Annotated in this window: 1 protein-coding gene; it reads left to right on the top strand. The window is 72.8% G+C overall.

Features of this window, described 5'->3' with window-relative positions; genetic code table 11:
* Window positions 1-29 precede the first annotated feature (29 nt).
* The coding region (locus FLX08_RS43200) for a DUF742 domain-containing protein (protein ID WP_142625464.1) at window positions 30-302 on the top strand (273 nt) is incomplete at its 3' end.

The following is a 302-nucleotide window of genomic DNA, read 5'->3' as shown; positions in this document are numbered from 1 at the left end:
AGCCATGTCGTATCCCCGGAGGTGACCGGATGGATCCGTGGGGACAGCCGCCGGGCGCGGACCCGTGGGGTCAGCAACCCGGCGCGGACCCTTGGGGGCCGCAGCCGGGCCGATCGGCGCCCGAGGAGCCCGCGTCTCCGGTGCGCCCGTTCACCGTCACCGGCGGGCGTACGACGCCTCGTATGCAACTCGCGCTGGAGGCGCTGGTCTCCTCCGCCACGACCACTCACTTGGACCTGTCCACGAGGCCACCGGAACATCGGGCCATCGCCTCCCTGTGCCGTCAGGTGCGGTCGGTGGCC

Origin of the sequence: Microbispora hainanensis (assembly GCF_006874475.1) — a bacterium.
GTDB classification, from domain to species: Bacteria; Actinomycetota; Actinomycetes; order Streptosporangiales; family Streptosporangiaceae; genus Microbispora; species Microbispora hainanensis.
This window is presented reverse-complemented; position numbering and strand designations above follow the sequence as displayed.